The 19,388-nt window shown below is 64.9% G+C and carries 19 protein-coding genes; 10 read left to right on the plus strand and 9 right to left on the minus strand.

Annotated features, from left to right (window positions below):
* Nucleotides 1–448 precede the first annotated feature (448 nt).
* The 5 genes from mepA (at nt 449) to modC (ending at nt 4,565) form a co-directional block, all read left to right on the plus strand.
* The gene (gene mepA / locus XH87_RS27365) at nt 449–1,393 is read left to right on the plus strand and encodes a penicillin-insensitive murein endopeptidase (protein ID WP_271589605.1); all 945 of its coding nucleotides are present in this window, start codon (nt 449–451) and stop codon (nt 1,391–1,393) included.
* Between the two features lie 313 nt (nt 1,394–1,706).
* Nucleotides 1,707–2,210, plus strand: a complete 504-nt coding sequence (locus tag XH87_RS27370) for a hypothetical protein (protein ID WP_271589606.1) — start codon at nt 1,707–1,709, stop codon at nt 2,208–2,210.
* 195 nt (nt 2,211–2,405) lie between these two features.
* Nucleotides 2,406–3,191, plus strand: a complete 786-nt coding sequence (modA, locus tag XH87_RS27375; protein ID WP_271589607.1) for a molybdate ABC transporter substrate-binding protein — start codon at nt 2,406–2,408, stop codon at nt 3,189–3,191.
* Between the two features lie 13 nt (nt 3,192–3,204).
* Nucleotides 3,205–3,900 carry a molybdate ABC transporter permease subunit gene (modB, locus tag XH87_RS27380; RefSeq protein ID WP_035700574.1) on the plus strand — a complete coding sequence of 232 codons (696 nt, stop codon included), beginning with the start codon at nt 3,205–3,207 and terminating at the stop codon, nt 3,898–3,900.
* A 2-nt stretch (nt 3,901–3,902) separates the two neighbouring features.
* Complete coding sequence (gene modC / locus XH87_RS27385; RefSeq protein WP_271589608.1) at nt 3,903–4,565, plus strand: molybdenum ABC transporter ATP-binding protein; 663 nt, start codon at nt 3,903–3,905, stop codon at nt 4,563–4,565.
* A gap of 59 nt (nt 4,566–4,624) precedes the next feature.
* Here the strand turns inward: modC and XH87_RS27390 are convergent, their stop codons facing one another.
* Complete coding sequence (locus XH87_RS27390; protein ID WP_035700568.1) at nt 4,625–4,885, minus strand: PepSY domain-containing protein; 261 nt, start codon at nt 4,883–4,885, stop codon at nt 4,625–4,627.
* Nucleotides 4,886–5,160: 275 nt separating this feature from the next.
* A complete protein-coding gene (locus tag XH87_RS27395; protein WP_271589609.1) occupies nt 5,161–6,954 on the minus strand; it encodes a potassium/proton antiporter in 1,794 nt (597 codons plus the stop codon).
* Nucleotides 6,955–7,167: 213 nt separating this feature from the next.
* Here XH87_RS27395 and XH87_RS27400 point away from each other — a divergent pair, with 213 nt between their 5' ends.
* The 4 genes from XH87_RS27400 to radC all read left to right on the plus strand — a co-directional run bounded on the left by XH87_RS27400 (nt 7,168) and on the right by radC (nt 11,889).
* Nucleotides 7,168–8,478 (plus strand): mechanosensitive ion channel family protein, encoded by a 1,311-nt coding sequence (locus XH87_RS27400; protein ID WP_271589610.1) that lies wholly within the window; start codon nt 7,168–7,170, stop codon nt 8,476–8,478.
* A 121-nt stretch (nt 8,479–8,599) separates the two neighbouring features.
* A complete protein-coding gene (map, locus tag XH87_RS27405) occupies nt 8,600–9,418 on the plus strand; it encodes a type I methionyl aminopeptidase (protein ID WP_271589611.1) in 819 nt (272 codons plus the stop codon).
* 362 nt (nt 9,419–9,780) lie between these two features.
* Nucleotides 9,781–11,043, plus strand: a complete 1,263-nt coding sequence (locus XH87_RS27410) for an adenylate/guanylate cyclase domain-containing protein (protein WP_271589612.1) — start codon at nt 9,781–9,783, stop codon at nt 11,041–11,043.
* Between the two features lie 132 nt (nt 11,044–11,175).
* On the plus strand, nt 11,176–11,889 hold the full coding sequence (gene radC, locus XH87_RS27415) for a RadC family protein (RefSeq protein WP_271589613.1): 714 nt from the start codon (nt 11,176–11,178) through the stop codon (nt 11,887–11,889).
* 6 nt (nt 11,890–11,895) lie between these two features.
* Here radC and XH87_RS27420 read toward each other — a convergent pair whose 3' ends face one another.
* Both XH87_RS27420 and XH87_RS27425 read right to left on the minus strand, forming a co-directional pair.
* Nucleotides 11,896–12,600: a tetratricopeptide repeat protein gene (locus XH87_RS27420; RefSeq protein ID WP_271589614.1), complete on the minus strand. Its 705-nt coding sequence runs from the start codon at nt 12,598–12,600 to the stop codon at nt 11,896–11,898.
* A 133-nt stretch (nt 12,601–12,733) separates the two neighbouring features.
* Nucleotides 12,734–13,108 carry a hypothetical protein gene (locus tag XH87_RS27425; RefSeq protein WP_271589615.1) on the minus strand — a complete coding sequence of 125 codons (375 nt, stop codon included), beginning with the start codon at nt 13,106–13,108 and terminating at the stop codon, nt 12,734–12,736.
* 229 nt (nt 13,109–13,337) lie between these two features.
* Here XH87_RS27425 and XH87_RS27430 point away from each other — a divergent pair, with 229 nt between their 5' ends.
* Nucleotides 13,338–14,726 carry a peptidoglycan-binding protein gene (locus XH87_RS27430; RefSeq protein ID WP_271589616.1) on the plus strand — a complete coding sequence of 463 codons (1,389 nt, stop codon included), beginning with the start codon at nt 13,338–13,340 and terminating at the stop codon, nt 14,724–14,726.
* A gap of 143 nt (nt 14,727–14,869) precedes the next feature.
* Here XH87_RS27430 and XH87_RS27435 read toward each other — a convergent pair whose 3' ends face one another.
* The 5 genes from XH87_RS27435 to XH87_RS27455 all read right to left on the minus strand — a co-directional run bounded on the left by XH87_RS27435 (nt 14,870) and on the right by XH87_RS27455 (nt 19,323).
* Nucleotides 14,870–15,562: an AprI/Inh family metalloprotease inhibitor gene (locus XH87_RS27435; RefSeq protein WP_035708378.1), complete on the minus strand. Its 693-nt coding sequence runs from the start codon at nt 15,560–15,562 to the stop codon at nt 14,870–14,872.
* Nucleotides 15,562–16,551 (minus strand): 2-hydroxyacid dehydrogenase, encoded by a 990-nt coding sequence (locus XH87_RS27440; protein WP_271589617.1) that lies wholly within the window; start codon nt 16,549–16,551, stop codon nt 15,562–15,564. Before XH87_RS27440 ends, XH87_RS27435 begins: the two co-directional genes overlap by 1 nt.
* Entirely contained in the window at nt 16,551–17,369 is an 819-nt protein-coding gene (locus tag XH87_RS27445) for an ABC transporter permease (RefSeq protein WP_271589618.1), read from the minus strand. The genes XH87_RS27440 and XH87_RS27445 overlap by 1 nt, the downstream gene beginning before the upstream one ends.
* Nucleotides 17,366–18,196, minus strand: coding sequence for an ABC transporter ATP-binding protein (locus tag XH87_RS27450; protein ID WP_271589619.1), 831 nt, complete (start codon nt 18,194–18,196; stop codon nt 17,366–17,368). The genes XH87_RS27445 and XH87_RS27450 overlap by 4 nt, the downstream gene beginning before the upstream one ends.
* A gap of 104 nt (nt 18,197–18,300) precedes the next feature.
* A complete protein-coding gene (locus XH87_RS27455; RefSeq protein ID WP_035708369.1) occupies nt 18,301–19,323 on the minus strand; it encodes an ABC transporter substrate-binding protein in 1,023 nt (340 codons plus the stop codon).
* Nucleotides 19,324–19,388 lie beyond the last annotated feature (65 nt).

The raw sequence follows: 19,388 nt of genomic DNA on the forward strand, positions 1-19,388 counted from the left end.
CTGCTTTCGCTTTTTCGTTTTTCGAGACCCCAAACTCAACTTCACTCGTCCCAGTCGCGCGCCCGGCGGCCGCAAGTCTTGAGGCAAGTGTCTGAAAAAAAAGTAATCTTGCCCGGGCGCGGTCCGCGCGAGGCGGGGCTTGCTGCCTCTTTGCGCGGCGCGGCCAACGGCGACAATCGCGGTCAGGCTGAGCGCGGCGCCGCAATCAATGAGCGATCTGGCGCAAAATTGCGCGCGCGCTTGAATCGGTTCCGAAATCGCACGCGATTGCATGCGAGGCGCAGGCTTTTCTCCCTCCGCGCACGAATTTTGGTCAATGCAGGATAGGGTTATTGCACCGTTAAGAAACGGCCGTTTCATTGGGGGGAACTCGTGCGCGGCGAGCTTGCGGCTGGCACACGGCCTCCTTGTTAACCCCGATGCAGCATTGGGCTATAAGGACGTCAGCATGAGTCGCCGCCGCATCACCCTCCTCCTGCTCTCGCTCGCTCTCCTGGCTGCCGGCGGCGCGCTGGCCCAGGACAAAGGCAGCATCAACCCGAAGCCGCTGCCGCCGCTCGCCAATCCGAACGACCCCAATCTCGCCGCCAAGGAACTGTTCGCGCGAAAGCTGCTGCCGTCGAAGGGGCCGGCCCATGTCATCGGTTCCTACACCAAGGGCTGCATCGGCGGCGCTGAGCAGATTCCGGTCAACGGCGACCATTGGCAGGTGATGCGGCTGTCGCGCAATCGCAGCTACGGCCATCCCGACATGATCGCACTGATCAAGCGGCTCGCGGCGAGGGCGCACAGGGACGCGGGATGGCCCGGCATCCTGGTCGGCGACATCGCCCAGCCGCGCGGCGGGCCGGCGCTGTCAGGCCATGCCAGCCACCAGATCGGTCTCGACGCCGACATCTGGCTGACGCCGATGCCGGACCGCCGGCTCTCGCGCGAGGAGCGCGAGGAGATGTCGGCGGTGATGATGGTGCGCCAGGACCGGCTCGACGTCGACCCCCGGGTGTTCACACCCGGCCATGTGCTGGTGCTGCGCGATGCGGCGCGCGAGCCGGCGGTGCAGCGCATCTTCGTCAACGCCGCGATCAAGAAGGCGCTGTGCCGCGAGGCCAGGGGCGATCGCGCATGGCTGTCGAAGATCCGCCCCTGGTGGGGCCACGACTACCACTTCCACATCCGCATGCGTTGCCCGGCGGGCGCCCGCGAGTGCCAGGGCCAGCCGTCACAGGCCGAGGACGAAGGCTGCAAACCCGCCGATCTCGCCTACTGGTTCTCCGACGCGGTGCTGCATCCCAAGCCGCCGCCGGAGCCGCCAAAGCCGAAGCCGCCGATGACGCTGGCGCAGATGCCGGCGGCCTGCAAGGCGGTGCTGCATGCGGGTGATGCGAAGCCGTAGGGCGCGCTGTCACCGCCCGCTCGGTGTCGTCCCCGCGAACGCGGGCACCCATAACCACAGGCCGGAGCGAGGGACAAAGCTCCCGCTCCGGGTCTTCGCCAAACATCGCCCTGTGGATCCCGGATATGCGCGCAGCTTCGCTGCGGCTTGTCCGGGATGACGACGAGTTGGTTGGTTCGCGTCGTAATGATACGCTAGGATCGCCTTCGCCGCCGCGCCGTAAGCCTGCGGCATCCCGGGATGCGCATCCCGTTCACCAACGAACCTGACGGCAAGCCTCGCGCCGTTCGCGTGGCCAATAATGGAAGTTCGCATGCGCGCCCTCACCTTCCTTGCTGCGCTCGCGTTCAGCGCAAACTCCGCCCTCGCGGCCGAAGAGCTCAGCGGCTGCGACAAGTTCAGATGGCCGATCGATCGCGAGCGCGCCGCGCTCACCGCGCCCGACCTTGCCAAGCTCGCATCGGGCAGCGACCAGGCGGCCTTGCCGGCCTCGGCCATCACCCTCGGGCTGGTCGTCCCAAGCGAGGCAAAGCTGCCCTCGCCGCCGGAGCGCGCGCCGAAGGACGGCACCTTTGCCGGCTTCATCAGCATCAAGTCCGCCAAGGCCGGGCTCTACACGATCAGCCTGTCCATCGGCGCCTGGGTCGACCTGGTCCAGGATGGGCATGTCCTCAAGCCCGTGGCCTTCAGTGGTGCGACCGATTGCAGCGGCATCCGCAAGACCGTGAAATACGAGCTGTCGGCGCAACCCTTCGTGCTCCAAATCAGCGGCGCCAGGGAGAATACGGTCGCGATCGCAATCCTCCCCGTCCAATGATGCGGTTTGCCAAACAAGCGGCCACCCTTTGACCTGAGGCCGCGGCCCCTGCTATCTTCGCAATTGCGATATCCCTGCCGGCCGTAAGCCGCAGCCGGGGCTCCGTGGAGCAGCGCTTCCACCCGTCGCGACCTACCCACCAACGCCAGTCCAGCGCGTGCATCTTGCGCGCGCGAACTCGCACGGAGCGCTCCCATGTTACGCATTGCAGGACTTTTCACCGCCTTCGTGATCCTCGCCGGCGCAAGCCTTTCGCCGGCAGCCGCCGAGGACAAGACCATCACCGTGTTCGCCGCCGCGTCGATGAAGAACGCGCTCGACGAGGTCGACGCCGCCTACACCGCCAGGACCGGCGTCAAGTTCAGCGTCAGCTATGCGGCAAGCTCGGTGCTCGCCAGGCAGATCGAGCAGGGCGCGCCGGCCGATGTTTTCGTCTCGGCCGACACCGACTGGATGGACTACGCGATCTCCAGGAAGACCATCGATGAGCCCTCCAGAGTCAACCTGCTCGGCAACAGCATCGTGCTGATCGCGCCGAAGGATTCCAAGATCGACAACGTCGCCATCACGCAGGGCTTCGACCTCGCCAAGCTCGCCGGCGACGGCAGGATCGCGACGGGCGACGTCAAGTCGGTGCCCGTTGGCAAATATGCCAAGGCGGCGCTTACGAGCCTCGGGGCCTGGCAAGCGGCCGAGCCGAAATTCGCCATGGCCGAGAGCGTGCGCGCGGCGCTGACGCTGGTGGCGCGCGGCGAGGCCGCGCTCGGCATCGTCTATTCCACCGACGCCAAGGTCGAGCCCGGCGTCAAGATCGTCGGCACTTTCCCGGCGGGGTCGCATCCCGCGATCATCTATCCGGTCGCCGCGACCACGCATGCGAAGGCCGGGACCAACGACTATCTCGCCTTCCTGCGCTCCTCGGCCGCCAAGACCATCTTGGAAAAATACGGCTTCAAGTTCCTGGTCAGCCCGACAATCTGACATTCGGCAATTGATGTTCGAGATCTCGCCCGCCGAATGGACGGCGATCCTGCTCTCGCTCAGGGTCGCCATCATCGCAACGCTGGTGGCGACGCCATTCGGCATCGCTCTGGCGTGGCTGCTCGCGCGGCGCGATTTCTGGGGCAAGTCGCTGCTCGACGCCGTCGTGCACCTGCCTCTGGTGCTGCCGCCTGTCGTCACCGGCTATCTGCTCCTGCTGACGTTCGGCCGCCGCGGCCTCGTCGGCGGCTTCCTTGCCGACCATCTCGGCATCGTCTTTTCATTCCGCTGGACCGGCGCGGCGCTGGCCTGCGGCGTGATGTCGTTTCCGCTGCTGGTACGCCCGATGCGGCTGTCGATCGAGGCGATCGATCGCAGGCTCGAGCAAGCCGCCGAGACGCTTGGCGCGGCCCCCTGGAAAGTGTTCTTCACGGTGACGCTGCCGCTCGCGCTGCCCGGCGTGCTCGCGGGCATGGTGCTCGGCTTCGCCAAGGCGATCGGCGAGTTCGGCGCGACGATCACCTTCGTCTCCAACATTCCCGGCGAGACCCAGACGATTTCCTCGGCGATCTATTCGCTGATCCAGACACCGGACGGTGATGCCGCTGCGGGACGCCTGGTGATCGTCTCGATCGTGCTGGCGCTGGGCGCCTTGATCGCCGCCGAGTGGTTCGCCCGCCGCGCCACCGCGCGCCTGCACGGAAACTGACCATGCTGCGCGTCGACATCGAAAAGCAGCTCGGCGAATTCTCGCTGCATGCATCGTTCAGCAGCGAAGGCCGTGCCATCGGCCTGTTCGGCGCCTCGGGCGCCGGGAAGACGTCACTGGTCAACATGATCGCGGGGCTGTTGCGGCCAGACCGCGGCACCATCTCGATCGACGGCGAAACCGTCGACGACACCGCGGCCGGCATCCATGTCCCGGCCTGGCGCCGTCGCATCGGCTATGTGTTCCAGGACGCACGGCTGTTTCCGCATCTCAACGTCGCGCAGAATCTCGACTATGGACGGCGGATGAACCGCCTGCCGCCCGACCCTTCGCAACACAAGCGCATCATCGACCTGCTCGACATCGGCGCGCTGCTCGATCGCCGTCCCGGAAAGCTCTCGGGCGGCGAGCGACAGCGCGTCGCGCTCGGACGCGCGCTGTTGTCGAAGCCGCGCCTGCTGCTGCTCGACGAGCCGCTCGGCGCGCTCGACGAGGGCCGCAAGCTCGAGATCCTGCCCTATCTGGTGCGGCTGCGGGACGAAGCCAACGTCCCGATGGTCTATGTCAGCCACGACGCCGCCGAACTGCGCCAGCTCGCGACGCAGATCGTGATGCTGAAGCAGGGCCGCGTGACGTCGTTCGGCGGGGTCAAGGTGCTGACGTGAGGCGGCGGCAGCCCGGATTGCGCCGCTGCGCTCCATCCGGGCCACCGTGTTCCTTTCAGCTACCAGCCGCGGTCGACATTGCGGACCTCGCCCGTTCGGGCATCGACGTCCACCTCCATCCACCGGCCCACGCGGTCGCGACCCTCGATCTCCCATTCATCGCCAAGGAAGTTCGTGTGCGAGACCGTCACAACGCCGAGATCGCTCGCCACATCGAGCGCGACCTGCATCGAGATCTGATCGCCGGTGTCATAGGCCATCGCGGGCGCCGCTGCGCCGAGCGTAAGGGCCATCGCGATCGGAAGGATGAACTTTCGCATTGGCATACTCCTGTCATTCCAAGCTGTTACGCGGCTTAAAACGAGCGGCGCCGCCGAGCGTTCCGGGTTTCGCGCTCACGAAGCGGCGCAAATCTTCGGCGGTTGCGGCGATTTGGTGGCGGTTCCCCATCCTCGTCATTCCGGGTTCGAGCTATCCCGCCCCGGTATGGCGAAGAGAACCTGAAGCATGATCCGGAAAAGTGCGTAGCGATTTTCCGAAAAGATCATGTTCAAACAGCAACCTACAGCGCGATGACGATTCATCGCATCGCGCTTTAGACCCCCGCCACCGAGGTCCACAGCTCCGCGAGCTTCTTGCGCAGAGCCTGCGCGCGCGTCAGCGGCGCTGGCGTCTCGTCTTCTTCCGGCAGACGCAGGCCGACGACGTTGACGCGGCCGCCGGAGATCGAGCGCGCGACCAGGACGATCTCGTCGAGCGCGAGCTCGGCGCCGTCTTTCGGCGCGCGGTCGAGATGGACGTCGAAATAGTCGGCGAGCGTGAGCTTGCCCTCGTCGTCGCTCACCTTCACGCCGTAGATCTCGGCGAGCTCGGCGAGCGTGTGCTCGCCGGAGACCATGAAATCGCCGAGCAGATGCGGATCGGGCGCCGTGCTCGGCTGCATGTCGACGAAGAAGCGGTCGAGCGACTCGGCTTTTTCCGGCGGAGCCAGCAGGTAGATGTAGTCGCCGGGCGCGATCGGGTCGGCTTCCGTCGGCGTCAGGATGTTCTCGTTGCGGATCACCAGCGTCGGCTTGGACCAGGACGGGATCAGGCCGCGGCGGAAATACAGGCTCTTGGGCCGCACCGGGTAGCCGACGAGCTGCTGCTCGAGCTGACCGGGCAGATCGAGCTCGACGCGCCGCGGGCCGCGCTCGGCGCGCGGCAATGCCACATGCAGCTTGCGCGCGGCCGGCGCCAGGGTCCAGCCCTGCAGCAGCAGCGAGATGATGACGACGACGAAGGCAACGTCGAAATAGAGGTAGGCCTTCGACAGCCCGACCAGCATCGGGATCGAGGCCAGGAAGATCGCGACCGCACCGCGCAGGCCGGTCCAGGCGATGAAGATCTTCTCGCGCCAGTTGAAACGGAACGGCGAAAGGCACAGGAACACCGCGAGTGGCCGCGCCACCAGCATCAGCACGAGCGCGACGGCGACCGCCGGCAGCACGCTGGCGCCGAGCCGGCTCGGCGAGACCAAAAGGCCGAGCAGCACGAACATCACGATCTGCGCCAGCCAGGTCGCGGCATCGAGGAACGTCACCACCGAATTATGCGCGCGGGTCGGCCGGTTGCCGATGATGATGCCGGCGAGATAGACCGCGAGGAAGCCGGAGGCGTGCATGATCTGCGAGCCGCCGAAGATCACGAGCGCACCTGTGGTCACGAACGGGGCATGCAGGCCCTGCGGCAGCGCCACCTGATTGAGGGCGATCACGACGAGGCGCCCGCCGATGACACCGACGATGGCGCCCAGCGCCGCCTCCATGACGAACTCCATCAGCACATGGCCGGGCGAGCTCGAGCCGACCGAGATGTACTCGACGAGCATGAGCGTGAGGAAGATCGCGAACGGGTCGTTGGTGCCGGATTCCGCCTCCAGCGTCGCGCCGACGCGCGGGCGCAGGCGCAGGCCCTGGGTGTGCACCAGCAGAAACACGGCGGCCGCATCGGTCGAGGCCACCACGGCACCGACCAGCAGCGACTCCGCCCAGTTGAGGTCGAGCGCGTATTTGGCGAACGGCGCCGTGATCAGCGCGGTCAGCAGCACGCCGACGGTCGCGAGCACCACGGAGGGCGCGAGCACGGTGCGGATGCTGGCAAAGCGCGTCCGCAGGCCGCCGTCGAACAGGATCAGGGCGAGCGCCACCGAGCCGACCAGATAGGTGGTGCGGACGTCGTCGAACTGGAGCTGCCCCGGGCCGGAATCGCCGGCGAGCATGCCGATCACAAGGAAGACGAGCAGCAACGGCGCGCCGAAGCGCAGCGCGAGCAGGCTCGACAGGATACCGGCCATGACAAGGACGGCGCCGAGCAATATGGCGAGGCTGACGGAGTCGAGGGAAGCCATCCACCTTCCGGGTCAAAACAGCTGGAATGGCATCCTTATCGTCGGCAGACTCGCGCGCCAACCGATTTTCGCATCTCGCGGCAATCTGCCCGTATTTTACGGCCTTAACGTACTTCACTTCGCGGTGTATCGATGGTCCGGTCGCGCCCTTTGTGGGAATCTGCGGCTCCCTCGAATCAATTTCCTCCCCGCTTGCCGACGAGACCGACGGACATGGACCTCAAGGACTTCATGGAGTTCGTGCAGACCACCGCGCGCAGCGTCGGGGCGGAGGTCTCCTCACCCTGGTTCTACCTGCAATTCGGTCTCATCCTGGCTGCGGCCGGCATCGCCTATGCCGCGGAGGCCGCGCTTCGCAGCCGCGTCGACATGACCTCGCTGGCGATGCGCTGGCCGCTGCCGCTCCGGCATTTCGTCCGGGTGATGCTCTCCAGCGCCTCGACGGCGGTGTTCACGCTGCTCGTGATCATCTCGCGCGTGGTGATGTACCACGCGACCTGGCCGAGCCGCAGCTATCTGCTGATGGTCGCAGCCAAGCTGGGCTTCGCCTGGCTCGTGATCCGGCTCGTGACCTCGGTGCTGCGTAACGCCTTCATCGTCAGGCTGGTGTCGATCACGGCCTGGTTTCTTGCCGCCCTCTCGATCCTCGGCCAGCTCGACACGACGATCGAGCTGCTCGATTCCTACGCGATCGTGCTCGGCGGTCTGCGCCTGACCCCGCTTCTGGCGCTCAAGACCGGCGCACTGCTGCTGCTCGCGCTCTGGCTCACCAACATCGCGAGCAATTTCGCCGAGAGCCGGATCAATGCAACCACGGACCTGACGCCGTCGGTGCAGGTGCTGCTGGCCAAGATCATCCGGATCGGGCTGCTCACCGTCGCGATCGTGATCGCGCTCGGCACCGTCGGGATCGACCTGTCGGCGCTCGCAGTGTTCTCCGGCGCGGTCGGCGTCGGCATCGGTATCGGCCTGCAGAAGATCGTCGCCAATTTCATCTCGGGCATCATCCTGCTCGCCGACAAGTCGGTGAAGCCCGGCGACCTCGTCACCATCGGCGACAACACCGGGCGGATCAGCGCGATGAAGACGCGGTATATTTCCGTCGCCGCCGGAGACGGCCGCGAATTCCTGGTGCCGAACGAGGACCTGGTGACGCAGAAGGTCGTCAACTGGACCTATACCGACAAGAACACGCTGGTGAAGATCGCCTTCGGCACCAACTACGACGCAGACCCGCGCCTGGTCTGCACGCTCGCCGCCGAGACCGCCGCCGCCCATCCGCGCGCGCAGAAGGGCAAGCCGCCGTCCTGCATCCTGACCGAGTTCGCGGAAGCCGGGATGAAGTTCTCGCTGACCTTCTGGATCGCCGACCCCGACGGCATGGACAAGGTCAAAAGCGACGTGATGCTGGCGCTGTGGGACGCCTTCAAGCGCGAGGGCATCCGGGTTCCCTATCCCGTCCGCGAAATCCGCATCCGCGGGGGCGCCCTGCCGGTGGAAACCACCGTAGAAGTCCCGAATTAGGCCCGCTTTCCCACCCAAGGTCGCACGCTCGGCTTGCATGAAGGCCGGCAATCATTAAATTAGGGCCTGAAATCAAGCCCTTCCGCCGGTATTGAGATCGGCCCCGAAAGACCTGACACGCATGAGCTACGTCGAAGCCTCCGATACCTCCCTGCGCAAGACCGGACAGATCAAGCTGCATGGGCCGAGCGCCTTTGCCGGCATGCGCAAGGCGGGCGCTCTGGTGGCGAAATGCCTCGACGAGCTCACCGATATCGTCGGGCCGGGCGTGCCGACCTCGAAGATCGACGAATTCGTCCGCGACTTCGCTTTCAGCCATGGCGCCTATCCGGCGACGCTGATGTATCGCGGCTACCGCTATTCGACCTGCACCTCGCTCAATCACGTCGTCTGCCACGGCATGCCCGGCGACCGTCCGCTGAAGGAAGGGGACATCGTCAATATCGACGTCACCTTCATCGTCGACGGCTGGTACGGCGATTCCAGCCGGATGTATGCGATCGGCCCGATCGCCCGCAAGGCCGAGCGGCTGATCGAGGTCACCTATGAAGCGATGATGCGCGGCATCGCCGCCGTGAAACCCGGCGCCACCACCGGCGACATCGGCCACGCCATCCAGAGCTTCGTCGAGCCGCAGGGCATGAGCGTGGTGCGCGATTTCTGCGGCCATGGCCTCGGGCGCATGTTCCACGACGAGCCGAACATCATCCATATCGGCCGTCCCGGCGAGGGCGTGCAACTCAAGCCCGGCATGTTCTTCACCATCGAGCCGATGATCAATCTCGGCAAGCCGCATGTGAAGATCCTCTCCGACGGCTGGACCGCCGTGACCCGCGACCGCTCGCTGTCGGCGCAATTCGAGCATTCCGTCGGCGTTACCGCGACGGGTGTGGAGATCTTCACGCTGTCGGAGCGGCACGGCGAGAAGCAGATCGGGTGATTTGCCGCCCGCAACGGCAATTGCCAGCGGCGGCCCCTTATAGCGAGTGGCGAGTCTGCTTTTGCCAATCAGCGCGCCAAGGACGCACCGGCCGACCTAGAGCCGCGTTTCAGTTGATCACGGATCTTGCTTTCGCCAGGGGCCCCGCACGACAGTGCTGAGACGCACGCAACCGGCAGCAAGCACGTTCGGGTGAAAGCACGCATATGATGGGAAAAGCATCGCCGCAATCACGTCAGTCTCGCTGACTGCGCAGCCGTGTCGCACCTTTCCATGATGCGCCGCCGATGTTCTAATGCAGGCGTCTTGACTGGGCATGGAGATATGGTCATGGCGGGTTCTGTCGAGCGGTGGCGGACGACATGAAGACCTACCTGCCGGACAACGAGCTGGGGCGGCAGCACGCTCTCGAAACCTATCGCATTCTCGATACGCCGCCGGAGATCGCCTATGACGAACTGGCGGACCTCGCGGCGCAGATCTGCGGCTGCAGCGCCGGGCTGCTGACCTTCCTCGACGACAAGCGACAGTGGCTCAAGGCCAAGTGCGGCCTGCCGCCTGACCTTACGCACGTGCCCAAGGAGATCTCGATCTGCCAGGCGACGATCTGCCATGACGATCTCATCTATGTGCCTGATCTCACGAAGGATCCGAGGTTCAGCGATTCGCCGCTGGTCGCCGGCGAGTTCGGGCTGCGCTTCTATTGCGGCATGCCGCTGATCAGCGAGGAGGGATACGCGCTAGGAACGCTCTGCGTCATCGATTTCGAGCCGCGCGAGCTCAGCTTCGAGCAGCAAGAAGCAGTGCGGCGGATCTCGCGTCAGGCCGTGGCTCAGCTCGAGCTCAGACGTAGACTCCGCGAGCGCGACGAGATGCTGGCCGAGCTCGACAAGGCGCGCGCAATGGCGGAGGCTGAGCGGAGCAAATCAGACGCGCTCCTGCTCAACATCCTCCCCCCGGCGGTCGCCGAGGAGCTCAGGGCCAACGAGAAGGTGCGGCCGCGCTTCTATCAATCAGTCAGCATCCTCTTCGTCGATTTCGTCGATTTCACCCGGCATGTCGAAGCGATCGAGCCGGCGCAGGTCGTGCACCAGCTCGACCAGTACTACAGCAGTTTCGACGAGATCATCGCGCGCCATCGGCTCGAGAAGATAAAGACCATCGGCGATGCCTATCTCTGCGCTGGCGGCCTGCCCGAGATCAACCGCACGCACGCTGTCGATGCCGCGCTGGCGGCGCTCGAGATTCAGGACCTGCTTGTCAAGGCAAACCGTCAACGCGAGCGGCTGAGGCTGCCGCTCTGGATGGCGCGGATCGGCATCAACACCGGCCCAGTCATCGCTGGCGTTGTCGGAGCACGCAAGTTCAGCTACGACATCTGGGGCAACGCCGTCAATGTCGCCGCGCGCCTGCAGGCGGCCGCCGATCCCGGACGGATCAACATTGCCGAGGCGACCTGGAACCTGGTCAAAGCGCGCTTCGCCTGTGAGCCGCGCGGCAGCATCGAGGTCAAGGGCAAGGGGCCTACCCCGATGTACTTCCTCGATCGTATCAAGCCGGACCTTGCTGCCGATCCCGCAGGCGTCGTACCCAACGATAGTTTCTGGCGCCCCCAGGGTCCATGATCGCCCGCTGACGCGAAGGGCCGGGAAACCGGTCGGCTGATCATCATCCCGCTCGTGCCGGAAGCGCGGCTGCGCGGGACGCTCGCAATTGACGGTTGCAAAAGCGGAGGTCCCCGGCAATGCTGGCGGCCGATGCCCGCCAAGTCCGACCACGACAAGAGCAAGCCCGAGGACGCGCCGCACTATCACGGCCATCGCGAGCGGCTGCGCGAGCGTTTCTACAGTGCCGGCGCGGATGCGCTCAGCGACTACGAACTGCTCGAGATGGCGCTGTTTCCGGCGCTGCCTCGGCGCGACACCAAGCCGCTGGCGAAGACGCTGATCAAGACGTTCGGCTCATTCGCCGAGGTCGTCCATGCGCCGGTGGTGCGGCTGCGCGAGGTCGAAGGCGTTGGGGAAGCCGCGATCAACCAGCTCAAGCTGATCGCCGCGGCGGCGCATCGCGTCGCCAAGGGCGGGGTCAACAGCCGCAACGCGCTGTCGTCCTGGAACGAGGTGATCGACTATTGCCGCGCCAGCATGGCGTTTTCAGACAAGGAGCAGTTCCGCCTGCTCTTTCTCGACAAGCGCAACCAGCTGATCGCCGACGAGGTGCAGCAGACCGGCACCGTCGACCACACCCCGGTCTACCCGCGCGAGGTGATCAAGCGCGCGCTGGAGCTGTCCGCGACCGCGCTGATCCTCGTGCACAATCACCCTTCCGGCGATCCCTCGCCCTCGCAAGCCGACATCCAGATGACGAAGGCCATCATCGACATCGCCAAGCCGCTCGGCATCGCCGTGCATGACCACATCATCGTCGGCAAGGGCGGGCATGCGAGCCTGCGCGGGATGCGGCTGATCTAGACGAGATCAGAATACCTGGTTCTTGGCGACTTTCAGGTGCTCTTCTGCGGCTCTGAATCCGCTCAATGCCTTCAACGTCAGGGCGGTCGGTTGCGGCTTCCATTCGGCAACCAGTTTCTCGGCCTTATCGAGCTCCGGCTTGGATAACATGGAAGCCATCTCGTTCACATTCTTGGCCGGCGCCAGTTGGGAGAGCTTGAAGTACGCATACGACAGGGACAGATCCCTCGGCGTGCCCTTTCCTGCAGAATACGCACGCGACAGGCTAAAGAGGGCGGCAGGAAGGCCCTGGTCGGCTGCCATCCTCCACCATTTCAGCGCTTCTTCTGAATTGCCTTGCCGGTCATACATGAGAGCGACATCGTGCTGGGCACGCGCGTAACCGGCCTTGGCGGAAACAAGCTTGTATTTCAAGGCCTGATCCGGATCCGTTGCGACGATGCCCGCGCCTTGCCCGTCATAGTAACAGCCGAGCTTGTAGGCCCCGAGCGGGTCGTTGGCCGCCGCCGATTTCTGAAACCACTCGAAGGCCTGGCCGCGATCCTGCTGCGTGCCGATGCCGTTATTGTACATCATGCCGACATGATATTGCGCCTCGGCATCTCCTTTATGGGCCAAGGTCACCATCGCATTGAAGGTGCGGGTATCATTCGCGCTGGCTGGCACCGAGAAAAGCAGAAGGCACGAAAAGGCCAGGGCAACGAATTTCATGTCAGAGCCCGATCGAGTTTGAACAATTCCCTTTTGGTCGCTCAAGGCGGCAGAAAAGTTCGAATTCGAGAAAATCCCGAAATCAGCGATTCTTGGCCGGTCCGAGCCCGTCCCGTCGGGGCTCCCCGTCCCGTCAGGGCTCGACCCAGCGTTGCACCGCCTCGGCGGTGTCGGCGGGCGTGGTGTTGAAGCAGATCGCGGCATCTGGCGCGAGGCGATGGACGAGGTTGAGCACCTTCTCGAACAGCAGCAGGCGCTCCCCGGGCTCGCGCAGGCCGGCACCGATCACGATGCAGTCGAAGCTCTCGTCGCGCAACGCCGCCGTGACGCCGGCTTCGGCAGTCGCGTCGAAATCGATCAGGCAGCTCGTGACATCGAAGCCAAGATCGCGCAGGCGCAGCAGCTGCGCCTCGATATAGCCGCGCACGAGTTCCGGCGTCAGCTGCGGGAATGCGCCGTAATCCGCGTTGCCGGGTTCGATGCCGATCGCGAGGACGCGCTTGGCCATGCAGGACTCCTTGCCGGACCGTCCTGCCGTTAACGGACGGGCGACCGCGCGGGTTCCCTGAACGTTACCGATGATTTCCCGCCAAGGCTGTAAGCCATTTCACATGCGCCGGTCCGGCGACCTGCCAGATTTCGCGAGATCACGCTGCAGTCACGCGCTGATCACGGCACCCGGTTCTTTCTGGCTTGCACGGAGAGTCGAATATTCAGTCAATTTGCGGGAGCGGAAAATGATCTCATTCGAGAGCTTGAAAAGCGAATATGAGCGGAATTGGGCCGGTCTCGAGATCCGGCCCGGGCGCCTCGCGGAGGCGAATGCGGTTGCCCGCAAGGCCCTCAACGGCAAGGCGACCTATCAGCAGATCGAGCGGTTGACGGGCGTCCCCTGGTACTTCGCCGCGCTCTGCCACTACCGCGAGTCCAACTTCGATTTCGACACGTATCTTGGCAACGGCGAGTCGCTTCATCGCGTGACGACGATCGTTCCGAAGGGGCGCGGACCGTTTGCCACGTTCGTGGACGGCGCCGTGGACGCGTTCAGAATCGAGAACTTCAATGGCGCGCACGATTGGGGTATCGCGCGGATGCTGTTCCGGCTCGAAGCGTTCAACGGCTTCGGCTATCACGCCAAGGGCGTCAATTCGCCCTATCTCTATGGCGGCTCGTCGCTGTACGGCCCGCCGGAGGCAAGGGCGGGAAAATTCGTCCGCGACCATGTGTTCGACTCCAATCACGTCGATTCCCAGCTCGGCACGGCCGTGATCCTGCAAGCGATGATGTCACAGGATTCCTCGATCACGCTCGACGGCGGCCCGCAATTCGCCGGCCGCACCGAGCCCGAGGACGATGCGGCCTCGACGGTCATTCTCATGCAGCAGGCGCTCAACAAGCTCGGCGCCAGTCCACCGCTCGTCGAGGACGGCATCAGCGGACCCAAGACCAGGGCCGCCGTCTCGCAGTTTCAGCAACAGAACGGCCTGAGGGATACCGGGCTTCTCGACGCGGCCACGGTCGCCGCCATCACGCGCGCGACGCAGTCTGGAGGCCTGGTGCAGACCGGGGACCTGTCCCAGATCCTGAAGCGGATGGAGGACCTTGCTCAATTGCTGCGACCGTCTACCGGCGGCGTGACGCTACCCGCGACCGTGCCGAACAACACATTGCCCGCCACGAACGACCCGATCAGCCTGTTCGAACGGTTATTCTCCCTCGTCAACAGGACGGCGCCCATGCCCGGCCCGGTAACCCCGACGAGCCCCGCCCCCGTCGATCAGTTGAAGCAGGTCGTCGACCTGCTCAGCACCCTGCTCAACAAGGACGGCCCGCCCATGCTGGGCCAGGTCAACGGCGCGCTCGGCGAGACCATCGGCAAACTGCTCAACGGCAAGAAGACCGCGCTCGGTATCGGCGGCTCAGTGCTCACCGCGCTGCTCTCGTCGGTGACGGCAAGCCCCAATGCGGGCGGCCTTGCCGGACTGCTCGGAACGATCGTGTCTGCCGTACCCGGCCTCGGCCAGTTCGCGATGCCGATCTCGCTCGCGCTTACCGTCTGGGGCGTGCTCGGCAAGATGGAGAAATGGGCGCAAGGCACCGCGCCGCCGCCGAAGCCGACGACGTAACCTGCGGCCGTCCTTCGAGACGCCCGCCTCCGGCGGGCCCTCAGGATGAGGTCGCGTTACGCGGCGAGATATCAGCCCCTCATGGTGAGGAGCCCGCCAAAGCGGGCGTCTCAAACCATGCAGGCCGAGTACGCGCGCGGCGCCTACTGCCGCAGCATGATCAGGGGATCGGCTGTGTCGGGAACGCGCCGCCACTGCGCGTTGTCGTCGGCCTCGAACTGCCAAGCCTCGCCTGATTTCGACATCAGGATGATCTGGCCGCGCTCGAGCCGCCATTGCGTCGGGTTGAACTGCGCGATCGTCGCGTCGCATTTCGGCTTGAGGAAGACCTGGAAATTGTCCGAGTCCGCCTCGGTGTTGGTCAGCGTCAGCCCGCACACCGGCTGGCCGTTGCCGCGCACCATCGACCAGTCGCCGATCATCTGGTCCATCGACTTGGCCATCGAACGCGCGGCGGCGAGATCCTGCAGAATGTAGACGCCCTCGCCCTGGCGCAGCCCCTCGAAGATGCCGGCCTCGACCTCGGTGAAGTCGATCACGGCTTCGCCGCTCGCATCCTGCAAGCGCACGATGTCGAGGCCCTTCACGCTCCAGGCAACGATATCCCTGGTGAAGGGCAGAGCGGTCTTGCAGGCCGGCTCCAGCTCCAGCCTGAAGCCTTGCGCCGCCGCATCGCTCTTGAGCGTGACGACGCAGGTCTTGCTGCGCTCGGTGGTCGAGAGCTCCCACTGGCCGGGCATCGATTTCTTCAGGGTCGCCGCATCCTGCGCTTGCGCAGCGCCGATCGCGGCCAGGCAGGCCGCGACGGCGAATGCAACGACCCGAAGACCACTCATCAGCGCCCCTTGAACGGCGTTTCCGCAACCGGCGTCAGCGGCGCCTTGCCGGCGAACCAGGCCTTCAGATTGTCGACCACGAGCTGGTCCATCGCGTTGCGCGTCACCACCGAGGCCGAACCGATATGCGGCAGCAGCACGACGTTCTGCATGGTCTTGAGCTCGTCCGGCACGTTGGGCTCGGCCGCAAACACGTCGAGGCCGGCGGCGAGGATGGTGCCTGACTTCAGCGCCTGGACCAGCGCGGGCTCGTCCACCACCGAGCCGCGCGCCACGTTGACCAGCACGCCGCGCGGACCGAGTGCCTTCAACACCTCGGCATTGATCATCTTGTTCGTAGCCGCGCCGCCCGGAACGATCACCATCAGCGTGTCCACCGCCTTCGCCATCTCGATCAGATCGGGATAGTGCTTGTAGGAGACGTCCTTGGACGGATTGCGCGAGTGGTAGACCACCGGCACCAGCGAAGCATCGAGCCGGCGCGCGATGGCCTGGCCGATCCGGCCCATGCCGACGATGCCGACCTTGCGGTCGCGCAGCGAGCCGACGCTGAGCGGATAGTTCTGGGTCTGCCAGAGCCCGGAGCGCACATAGCGATCAGCCTTGATGAACTCGCGCAAGGTGGCGATCAGAAGGCCCATCGCGACGTCGGCGACCTCCTCGGTCAGCACGTCGGGCGTATTGGTGACGACGATATTGTTCTCGGCCGCGTATTTGGCGTCGACATGGTCATAGCCGACGCCGAAGCTCGCCACCATCTCCAGCTTCGGCAGCTGCGACAGCGAATCCCTGTCCGCGCGCACGGTGTGATAGGTCACCGCGACGCCGCGGATCTTGTCGCGGACCGCCGGCGTCAGCCGCTCGAGATCGCCGCGCGTCTCCGCCTTGTGTACGACGAAATGATCGGAAAAGCCGGTCTCGAGGATCGGCCGCACCGGCCCATAGATCAGAAGGTCGATCTTTTCGGACGAAATCGAACCGGCAGCCATCAGTTTTCCTTTCCAAGCGCGCTCTCATGCCAGCGCCGTAAAACGAGGTGGGAAACTAGCGCCAGCACCCCATAGATGACAATCCCGGCCAGCGACAACAGAAGCAGCGCCGCGAACATGCGGGGTATGTTCAAGCGATAGCCGGACTCGGCGATCCTGTAGGCGAGCCCGGAGCCCGCGCCGGCTGTTCCCGCCGCGATCTCGGCCACGACCGCGCCGATCAGCGACAGGCCGCCGGCGATGCGCAGGCCTCCGAGAATGTAGGGCAGCGCCGCAGGCAGCTTCAGCAAGCGCAGGGTCTGCGGCTTTGATGCGCCATAGAGCTGGAACAGGCCGGCGAGATTGCGGTCGACCGAATTCAGCCCGAGCGTGGTGTTGGACAGCACCGGGAAGAAGGCGACGATGAAGGCGCAGACCACGACCGCGGTCTGCTGTTCCAGATAGATCAGCAGCAGCGGTGCGATCGCGATGACAGGCGTCACCTGCAGGACCACGGCGTAGGGGAACAGCGAATATTCCACCCATTTCGACTGGTTGAACACGAGCGCAAGCGCGATGCCGCCGATGCTGGCGGCGACAAAACCTTCCAGCGTGGTCAGCAGCGTGGCGGCGAGCGATTGTGACAGCACCGCCCAGTCCTTGATCAGCGTCAGGACGATGACGGACGGCGCCGGCAGCACGTAAGGCGGGATCGCCCTGATGCGGACCACCAGTTCCCAGGCGACGAGGCCGGCCGCGAAAACAATGACGGGAAGCACGAAGCGCATCGCGCGTTGCGCGCGGGACATTTTTGCGGGCACGGGAGCTTGCGCGCTCATAGCGTCGATCGTCCCGAATAGGACGGCGCCAGCGCGGCCGACACGCTTCGGCAATAATCGGAATAGGCGGCCGAGGTGCGAAACTCCTCCCCGCGCGGCTCGACCGTCTCGATGCGGATGTCGGCCTGGATGCGGCCGGGCCGCGCCGTCATGACGACGACGCGCTGCGACAGATAGACGGATTCGAACACCGAATGGGTGACGAAGATGACGGTCTTGCGCAAGGACCGCCAGAGTGCAAGCAGATCGTTGTTGAGGCGGAAGCGGGTGATCTCGTCGAGCGCAGCGAACGGCTCGTCCATCAGGAGAATATCGGGGTCGGTGACGAGCGCACGCGCCAGCGACACACGCATCTTCATGCCGCCGGAGAGCTCGCGCGGAAAGCTATCTGCGAAATCGGCAAGCCCGACACTCGCCAGCGCCTCGTCGGCGCGGGCGCGCGCATCCGCTTTCGGCATGCCCGCGAGCCTCAAGGGCAGCCGCACGTTCTCGCGCGCGTTGGCCCAGGGCATCAGCGTCGGCTCCTGAAACACGAAGCCGATGCTGTGACCTGGCCGAGCCTGGCGCGGCTGCACCTCGCCCTCGTGCCGCGCCACCCGCACGGTACCCGATGACGGCGCGCCGAGCCCTGCGATGATGCGCAGCGCCGTCGACTTGCCGCAGCCGGACGGGCCGAGCAGCGAGATGAACTCGCCCTTGCGAACAGCGAGGTCGAACGGGCCGAGTGCCATGACACCGTTGTCATAGACCTTCGTCACGCCACGCAGGCTGACGGCGAGGGCCGTCAGGCTGGCCTCGACGGCGGATGACGATGAGCTCGCTACCATCGATCGCCGGCAGTTGTGAGGCTTGGTCGCGCCGCGTCTTTCACCTCTCCCCGCCGAGGAGAGGTGAATGATGCCGACACATCGTGGTCGAACATCCGCATGCGTTACGGCTTGTTCGGGCGCAGCTCGATGCCGACGCCCTTGTTGACGAAGCGCAGCGTGTAGGACTTGCGGAAGTCGAGATCCGCCTTCACGACGCCGGCCTTCACCATCTTGTTGAAGAAGGATGTGTAGCGCTCGTCGCTCATCGCGCCGATGCCGTTCTTGAGACTGTCGCCGGAATCGACGATGCCGTGTTCCTTCATCTTGGCGACGGAATAGGCGAGCAGATCGTCGGTCATCTCCGGATTGAGCTTCTTGATCATGGCGTTGCCGGCGGAATTGTCGCGATAGATGTAATTGTACCAGCCGATCATGGAGGCATCGACGAAGCGCTGAACCAGATCGGGCTTCTTCTCGACGATGTCGCGGCGGGTCTCGATCAGGGTCGAATAGGTGTTGAAGCCGTAGTCAGCGAGCAGCAGCACGTTGGGCTTGAAGCCGGCGGCCTTCTCCACCGCGAACGGCTCGGAGGTGACGTAGCCCTGCATGGCGCTCTTGGGGTTGGCGATGAAGGGCTGCGGATTGAAATTATAGGGGCGGACGTTCTTCTCGCTGAAGCCGTATTCGGATTTCAGCCACTGGAAGTAGCTGCCCATGCCCTCCTTGGAGACGAACAGCGTCAGCGGCTTGAGGTCCTCGATCTTGGCGACCTTGGCGTCCGGCTGGGTCAGCATCACCTGCGGATCCTTCTGGAAGATCGCGGCGATGGTCACGACGGGAACGTTGTTGGCGACCGCGTCGAACGACATCAGCGTGTTCGCGGCCATGAAGAAATCGATCTTGCCGGCGATCAGCAGCATCCGGTTGTTCTCGTTGGGCCCGCCGGGGACGATGGTGACGTCGAGCCCGTATTTCTTGTAGGTGCCGTCGGCGACCGCCTGGAAGAAGCCGCCATGCTCGGCCTCGGCGACCCAATTGGTGCCGAAGGTGACCTTGTCGAGCGTTTCGGCCCGCGCTGGCGCAAGAGTGACGAAAGCGGCCATGAAGCCCGCCGTTAACGCTCGCCGCAAATGAGAGGGGGTCATGATGGCACTCCGTCGATCGCTTCTGGCCCAATCACGTCTGGCTCATGCCAGCCCAACGCGATAGA

Origin of the sequence: Bradyrhizobium sp. CCBAU 53415 (assembly GCF_028128735.1) — a bacterium.
Taxonomy (GTDB): domain Bacteria; phylum Pseudomonadota; class Alphaproteobacteria; order Rhizobiales; family Xanthobacteraceae; genus Bradyrhizobium.